This window comes from Flavobacterium sp. (assembly GCF_049590715.1).
Classification (GTDB): domain Bacteria; phylum Bacteroidota; class Bacteroidia; order Flavobacteriales; family Flavobacteriaceae; genus Flavobacterium.
Window position 1 is genome coordinate 24,423 of record NZ_JBAWDL010000061.1, and the last position, 6,657, is coordinate 31,079.

General features: G+C 32.5%; 7 protein-coding genes. 5 read left to right on the forward strand and 2 right to left on the reverse strand.

All coding sequences use genetic code 11. The annotated features are described in order from the left end of the window. Positions 1–22: 22 nt before the first annotated feature. The 3 genes from serC to WBQ70_RS03095 all read left to right on the forward strand — a co-directional run bounded on the left by serC (position 23) and on the right by WBQ70_RS03095 (position 2,952). Positions 23–1,093 (forward strand): 3-phosphoserine/phosphohydroxythreonine transaminase, encoded by a 1,071-nt coding sequence (gene serC / locus WBQ70_RS03085; RefSeq protein ID WP_423910407.1) that lies wholly within the window; start codon positions 23–25, stop codon positions 1,091–1,093. A gap of 252 nt (positions 1,094–1,345) precedes the next feature. Further along, the gene (locus WBQ70_RS03090) at positions 1,346–2,296 is read left to right on the forward strand and encodes a D-2-hydroxyacid dehydrogenase (protein WP_423910410.1); all 951 of its coding nucleotides are present in this window, start codon (positions 1,346–1,348) and stop codon (positions 2,294–2,296) included. 101 nt (positions 2,297–2,397) lie between these two features. Continuing rightward, entirely contained in the window at positions 2,398–2,952 is a 555-nt protein-coding gene (locus tag WBQ70_RS03095) for a DUF937 domain-containing protein (protein ID WP_423910412.1), read from the forward strand. A 74-nt stretch (positions 2,953–3,026) separates the two neighbouring features. On the opposite strand, the gene WBQ70_RS03100 is transcribed toward WBQ70_RS03095, so the two are convergent. Together WBQ70_RS03100 and WBQ70_RS03105 are read right to left on the reverse strand one after the other, a co-directional pair. Continuing rightward, a complete protein-coding gene (locus WBQ70_RS03100; RefSeq protein ID WP_423910415.1) occupies positions 3,027–3,629 on the reverse strand; it encodes a thioredoxin family protein in 603 nt (200 codons plus the stop codon). 13 nt (positions 3,630–3,642) lie between these two features. Beyond that, positions 3,643–4,119, reverse strand: coding sequence for a TlpA family protein disulfide reductase (locus WBQ70_RS03105; protein WP_423910418.1), 477 nt, complete (start codon positions 4,117–4,119; stop codon positions 3,643–3,645). Positions 4,120–4,848: 729 nt separating this feature from the next. On the opposite strand from WBQ70_RS03105, the gene WBQ70_RS03110 reads away from it, so the two are divergent. Beyond that, entirely contained in the window at positions 4,849–5,427 is a 579-nt protein-coding gene (locus WBQ70_RS03110) for a sugar O-acetyltransferase (RefSeq protein ID WP_423910421.1), read from the forward strand. Between the two features lie 346 nt (positions 5,428–5,773). Next, a complete protein-coding gene (locus tag WBQ70_RS03115; protein WP_423910424.1) occupies positions 5,774–6,289 on the forward strand; it encodes a DUF2892 domain-containing protein in 516 nt (171 codons plus the stop codon). The last annotated feature ends 368 nt before the right edge of the window (positions 6,290–6,657 follow it).

Here is a 6,657-nt window from a genome sequence, read left to right on the forward strand (position 1 = left end):
TTTTTTGGACATAAACTACACCATGAAAAAACACAACTACAGCGCAGGACCTTGTATTTTACCACAAGAAGTTTTTGAAAAATCAGCACAAGCGATTTTAGATTTCAATAATTCAGGATTATCTATCTTAGAAATTTCGCACCGCAGCAAAGACTTTGTTGCTGTGATGGACGAAGCAAGAGCATTAGCACTTGAATTACTAGGATTAGAAGGTAAAGGTTACCAAGCTCTTTTTCTTGCTGGCGGAGCTAGTTTAGAATTTTTGATGGTTCCTTACAACTTGATGAAAGAAAATGGAAAAGCAGCTTATTTAGATTCAGGAACTTGGGCTACTGCAGCTATTAAAGAAGCTAAATTCTTTGGTGAAACGGTTATAGTTGCTTCTTCAAAAGATGACAATTATAATAATGTACCTAAAGGATATGAAATTCCAGCGGATGCAGATTATTTTCACTGTACTAGTAACAACACCATTTTTGGTACTCAAATGAAATCATTTCCTAAAACAAATGTGCCATTAGTGTGCGACATGAGTTCGGATATTTTTTCAAGAGATTTAGATTTCACTCAATTTGATATTATTTACGCTGGGGCTCAAAAAAACATGGGACCTGCTGGAACTACATTAGTAGTTATTAAAGAGGAAATCATTGGTAGAAGTGGACGTGCTATTCCAAGTATGTTAGACTATGCCAAACACGTAAAAGCAGATAGTATGTTCAATACTCCTCCTGTTTTTCCTGTTTACGCTTCCTTGTTGACTTTGCAATGGATCAAAGAGAAAGGTGGTATCGCAGCTGTTGAAAAATTAAACAATGCTAAAGCAGAATTGCTTTATAATGAAATTGACAGAAACCCATTGTTTAAAGGGGCTGCTGTTACAGAAGATCGTTCTAACATGAACGTTACTTTCTTATTAAATAATTCAGAGCACACAGAAACATTTGATAAAATGTGGAAAGAAGCTGGAATTTCAGGATTACCTGGACACCGCTCAGTGGGTGGTTACAGAGCATCTATCTACAATGCTATGCCAATTGAAAGCGTACAAGTATTAGTAGATACTATGCAAGCTTTGGAAAAAGCGGTTTAAATTTTTGATTTAAGGATTGAAGATTTGAGATTAAGGATTTAGGATTTGAGATTAAAACTTAGAATCTTGGTTACTCAAAAGCTTAGAACCTTAAAAGCTAGCAGAGGCTCTAGCCCTGATAGAAGTGAAAATCCTTGTGGCGGCAGGCATCTACGCCGACACAAGATTGAAACGGATAGCAGGAAATAGCTTCTAAACCATTCAATTAATTTGAGCTACAATAATAAATTATAGCTCGTAATGAAATAAAACATGAAAGTATTAGCAAATGACGGGATTTCAAAAAGTGGAATCTTGGCTTTAGAAAAAGGTGGTTTTGAAGTAATCACTACAAAAGTTGCTCAAGAACAAGTAGCAAATTACATTAACGAAAATAACGTAAGCGTTATCTTGGTTCGTAGTGCAACTAAAGTTCGTAAGGACATTATTGATGCTTGTCCTGGCATAAAAATCATTGGTCGTGGTGGTGTAGGTATGGATAATATTGATGTGGACTATGCTAAAAGCAAAGGAATTCACGTAATCAATACTCCTGCTTCTTCATCAGAATCTGTTGCTGAATTAGTGTTTGGTCACTTATTCAACGGTGTTCGTTTTTTACATGATTCAAACAGAAACATGCCTCTAGAAGGAGATTCAAACTTTGATGGTTTGAAAAAGGCGTACGCTAACGGAACTGAATTAAGAGGTAAAACTTTAGGTATCGTAGGTATTGGTCGTATTGGTCAAGCTACTGCAAAAATGGCTCTTGGTTTAGGCATGAAAGTAATCACTGCTGATAGCTTCATCCCACAAGTGGACGTAAAAGTTGAATTCTTTGACGGACAATCAATCACAACAACAATTGTATCTCAATCATTAGAATCAGTATTCAAAGAAGCTGACTTCATTACATTGCACGTTCCTGCTCAAGATGGCTACATCATCGGTGAGAAAGAATTAGCAATCATGAAAGACGGTGTAGGTATCGTTAACTGTGCTCGTGGTGGTGTAATTGACGAAATCGCTTTGATCGCTGCTTTGGATAGCGGAAAAGTATCATTTGCAGGATTGGACGTTTTTGAAAGCGAGCCAAAACCAGAAATGAAAATCTTAATGCATTCAAAAATCTCTTTAACTCCACACATTGGAGCTGCAACAGGAGAAGCACAAGATAGAATTGGTACTGAATTAGCTTCACAAATCATTAATTTGATTGGATAATCAAGTTAATTTTTAGTTATATCTAAATGGGTTTATTGTTTTAAAAAACAATAAACCCATTTTTTTTTATTAAATTTGGGAGACATACTAAAATACAAATTATGCTTAACCAATTAACAAATTTAGCACAACAATTTGGCGTAGAATCAGTCATCAAAAATAACGTAGTTCCTAACGACAAAAACGAAGCCGTCATAGACGAAGCAAGCCATTCTATTATTAGAGGATTACAAAAAATAGTAACCGAAGGAGGCACAGAACAATTAGCTTGTCTTTTTGAAGGAAAAAATGCAGACAACAAGTCTAACCTAGTGGTGCAAAAATTAACTTCGGAACTAACCGATAACTTGACCCAAAAATTTGGATTAAGCGCATCAGACGCTACAGGAATAGCCTCAAAATTGATTCCACAAATTATAAGTGCATTAATAGGAAAAGCAAAAGACCCAAATGATTCTAGTATTCAAGTTTCCGACATCATAGACTCCATCTCAAATGGTAATAGTGCTGGAATTATGGATGCTATTAGCAAATACGGTGGACAATTTGGTTTAGACCAAAATGGTGACGGAAAAGTGGATATGAACGATGCTATGGATGTCGTATCCAAAAAAGGTGGACTTGGTGGAATACTTGGTGGAATATTTAAAAAATGATTACATCTTTGTAAATACAAAAAAGACTCCAAAATCAGATTTTTGGAGTCTTTTCTTTTTAACTCAATTCGGGGTTATTTTTTATATTTAATCCCGCAACCAATAGCCTTAGTGTTTTCTGGCGAAGGTGTTTTTCCACTTTCTACTGCTGCAATAGCATTTTCAAGATATTTCTCTTTTACATCAGCAGCACTATCAACATTATCGTCAATTGCCCCTATGTATTTTACCACACGATTTTTATCTAATAAAAAAGCATGAGGCGTTTTAGTTGCTCCATATTGAGGATATACTTTCTGTCCTTCATCAAACAAATACGGAAAAGCAAAACCTTTTTCTTTAGCTCTTACCTTCATTAAATCAAAACTATCTTCAGGTTGCACCGTAGGATCATTAGGGTTGATTGCTAATAAAATATATCCTTTAGATTTATATTTTTTAGCCAAATCATTAATTCTATCTTCATATTTTTTAGCAAAAGGGCAATGGTTACAAGTAAAAACCACAATAAAGCCTTTTGCGTCTTTATAATCAGACATACTATACGTTTTACCATCAACTGACTTTAGTTTAAAATCAGCAGCTACATCACCTGTTTTATAGCCTGCGGGCGGAATAGGATTGGCAACGCCAATAAAAAAAGAAAAAAGAAAAAATAAAGAACTTAGAATTTTCATAGTATATAAGTATTTAGTTAGTATTCGAATTGACATAATTATTTAATTCTTGATAAGAAGCAAAATCTTTTTCTACAAAAATCTTCTTTCCTTTTTGGATAATCAAAGTTGCTGGAATAGAACCTGACCAATTTTTATCCACCTGTGGAAGCCATGTATTATACTCCTTATCTGTCAGCAAAACCACCTGAGATTTGATGGCTTTCTTTTTCAAAAAAGGGAGCAACTTTTTTTCATATTGATCTTTAAAATCCAAACTTACTAGAACCACTTTCACCTTTTTATTTTCCGCATTTAGTTTTTCAAAATAAGGTAATTCTTTAACACAAGGCGCACACCAAGTTGCCCAAAAGTTAACAACATAAGTTGTATTTTGATCATTCAAAATTGTTTTTTCCAGTGCCGTATATGAATCAAAAATAGCTGTTTTTTGAGCTATACTATTAGCAGAAAAAAACCAAAAACCAAAAACCAAAAGGAGTGACTTCATAGTATTTTTTTTTAATATCAATAGGAAACGAATTTACAATCTTTAAACTGTTTTAATGAAATGATTAACAAAAAATTATTAGTTACAATGATATGCATTATCTTCAAAAAAAATCTCTTTTTTAAATTCAGTATCCCTTTTTTTTACCCCAAAACCAACAAGGAATCAAGATGAAAAACTTCTTTTTCAAACGCCTTTAAAATTCAATTCAAACTACCAATTCAAACTACCAATTCACCTATCAAAAAATAGAAAAATGAGGACTAAAAAAAAGAACCAAAAATAGCATCAATACATCGATTTATTTTTCTTTATTTGTAACTGCACGTTTACATTTTCCCTAATTAAAATAGTAGGTGCTATTATGATTTCACTATAATAATTTTTCTTTTTATCGAATTTAAAAAACGACTAAAAGCAAGATTTTAATTTTTAGCAAAAATCATTTTACTTTCTCTATTTCTTTCCAAAAAACCATTTAAAAGCTTTAAAAAACCATCATAGATATTCTCTATAATGAACAATCATAAAACTAAGCACCAGTTATTTAAACAACACAACCTAACTAAATACTTTCATCATTTTTAAACCAAGACAAAAAAGAAAAAAACAGGTATTAAGAATCAAATTATTTGAAAAAAAACTAATAAACCATTTCCTTTAAACAAAAACCGCTTTGCAACCCTACCCTATTTAGTGTATATTTACGAACACTATTTTTTTAAAAATATGGAAACTGAAAAAGAAAAAATGATACATGGAGATCTCTATCTTGCGGGTGGAGAAGAGCTTAAAAAAGACCGTAGAAAAGCCAAGATTCTACTGCATAGATTAAACGTAAAAGAATACCGAATTACCAAAAATGCTCGACTTATTTTAGCTGAATTAATTCCAAATTCAGGCAAGAATTTATACATCGAACCACCCTTTCATTGCGACTATGGATACAATATTTTTTGTGGTGAAAACGTCTACTTTAATGTCAATTGTGTCGTGCTAGATTGCAACAAAGTAACCATAGGTTCAAACACACTTTTAGGACCAGGTGTTCAAATTTACACCGCCACTCACCCACTCGATGCCGTGACCAGACGCACTCACGAAATGGCTTTTCCGATCACAATAGGAAGCGATTGTTGGATTGGTGGAAATGCTATTATTTGCCCTGGAGTAACCATAGGAAACGGCTGTGTAATTGGAGCTGGATCTGTAGTCACAAAAGATATTCCTGACAACTCACTCGCTGTAGGTAATCCTGCCAAAGTCATCAAAAAACTAAACCAAAATATACAAGAATTAGATTTGTAGATTTACAAAAAACAGTTTTAATTTTCACTAATAAAGGTACATACTTTTAAATAATTTGCGTTTTAAAATACCGTTTAATCATGCTCATTACTCGCTAAAATAAAAATCATAACTGTACTGTATTTTACTCAAAAAACCATTATTAATTGATAATTAAAAAAGAATTATACCAAAACCACTACTTAATCCATCTTACTTTTTTTTAAACAATAAATTATTTTTTTTAGTTACTAAAACCACACAAACAAAGCTAAAAAGAACAGTATCAATCACTTCACACAATTGATATTTGTTTTGCTAGTATCCTATTCATTTTACTATCTTTGCTTGCTTAAAAACAAAATCTATGTTTCATAAAAATATCAAGTTAATTATTGCTGGCTTAATCCTTATTACTAGCGTTTGGCAATTTACAGAAAACAATATCGGTAACGGAATTTTCCTAATCCTATTAAGTATAATCCCTATTTTCCTTTATTTCAAAAACGAATTTATCTTATTGGCTTTTTTAAAATTAAGAAAACAAGATTTTGTTGGAGCAACTAAATGGTTGTCGTTTATCAAAAATCCAGATACAGCTTTGGTAAAAAAACAACAAGGGTATTTTAACTACCTTCATGGAATCATGAATTCTCAAACGAATTTACAACTAGCAGAGAAGTATTTCAAAAAAGCAATTGAATTAGGTTTATCAATGGATATGGATTTGGCTGTAGCCAAATTAAACCTTGCTGGTGTAGCAATGACTAGAAGAAGAAAACTAGAAGCAACTAACTTATTGAACGAAGCTAAAAAGTTAGACAAACAAGGAATGCTAAAAGATCAAATCAAAATGATGAAAGACCAAATGAAGAAAATCTAAACTCGTTCTTCTTTTAGAATAATAACACACAAAGCCACCTATTTCTAAGTGGCTTTGTTGTTTTTATCAAATTGTATTGCAAATTTTTGATTAACAATTTCTGATTTCAGATTCCTCAAAGCACTAATAAATTAGACAATGTTTCATTTGTAACTACAAATCTGAAATCAAAACTCGTTACTCTAAATTCAAAAATTATTTAACACATAATCCAATTCCTTAAGTCAAACCTTAATCGATTACCACTTTATAAGTAGGATCTTCAAGGATATTGACATCAATGATTTCTTCTGCATTTTGCAATAACTGACGACAGTCGGCACTCAAATGGCGCAAGTGTACTTTTTTACCCACTTTAGCGTAACGTT